1 pseudogene is annotated in these 311 nt (G+C 42.4%); it reads left to right on the top strand.

Features of this window, described 5'->3' with window-relative positions:
- Positions 1 to 311: pseudogene (locus tag AAEY62_RS21440) on the top strand (type I glyceraldehyde-3-phosphate dehydrogenase); the annotation flags it as partial.

Here is a 311-nt window from a genome sequence, read left to right as displayed (position 1 = left end):
ATTTAGCCCAAGGTGTTAAACGCGTGGTGGTGACCGCACCGGTAAAAGAAGAGGGCATTTTAAATATAGTAGTAGGGGTGAACGATCATCTTTATAATCCGCAGTTACATAAAATTGTTACCGCGGCTTCATGCACAACAAATTGTTTAGCGCCTGTGGTAAAAGTATTGCAAGAAAAAGTAGGGATTAAGCATGGATCCATAACAACGATTCATGACATTACCAACACCCAAACCATTATAGATGCACCTCATAAAGATTTACGTCGCGCGCGCTCATGCGGAACAAGTTTAATTCCTACCACTACCGGC

It is taken from the genome of Pseudoalteromonas sp. GW168-MNA-CIBAN-0100 (genome assembly GCF_040309225.1).
Classification (GTDB): Bacteria; Pseudomonadota; Gammaproteobacteria; order Enterobacterales; family Alteromonadaceae; genus Pseudoalteromonas; species Pseudoalteromonas arctica.
This window is presented reverse-complemented; position numbering and strand designations above follow the sequence as displayed.